Source organism: Streptomyces bicolor (assembly GCF_000719285.1).
In the GTDB taxonomy this organism is placed as follows: domain Bacteria; phylum Actinomycetota; class Actinomycetes; order Streptomycetales; family Streptomycetaceae; genus Streptomyces; species Streptomyces bicolor.
The window spans coordinates 1-424 of record NZ_JOFS01000120.1; the positions used below are offsets into that span (position 1 = coordinate 1).

Genomic DNA, 424 nt, shown 5'->3' on the forward strand with positions numbered 1-424 from the left:
GGCAGCAGGATCCGCCACGACACCCCGTCCACCACCAGGTGGTGCGCCACCAGCACCAGCCGGCCCACACGGTCCGGCCCGGCGTCCACCCACACCGCCCGCACCATCACCCCGGCCGACGGATCCAGCCGCCGCACCGCCGCACGCGCCGCCCGACCCGCAGCCTCGTCCAGATCACCGCCCGCCGCATCCACACGAGTCACGAGCGTGCCCGCGGCCGGGCCCGACTCGCCGACCACGAGCGTGGCTTCCTGGCCCACACGCGCCCGCAGCACCGCATGCGTATCCAGCACCGCGCCCAGACCGGTCGCCAAAACTTCCAGCTCCAGCCCGGGCGGCGCCGCGACCACGGCCCACTGCGCGAACTCCCCGGTGGCGGCGTGCTCTCCCAGCGCCCGCATCACCGGCGTCCACGGCACCACAC

At 75.7% G+C, this 424-nt stretch carries 1 protein-coding gene; it reads right to left on the reverse strand.

Annotated elements, in window-relative coordinates; all coding sequences use genetic code 11:
• A partial coding sequence (locus IF78_RS44710; RefSeq protein WP_234440045.1) for a condensation domain-containing protein occupies positions 1 to 401 on the reverse strand: 401 nt, incomplete at its 3' end.
• Positions 402 to 424: the final 23 nt, after the last annotated feature.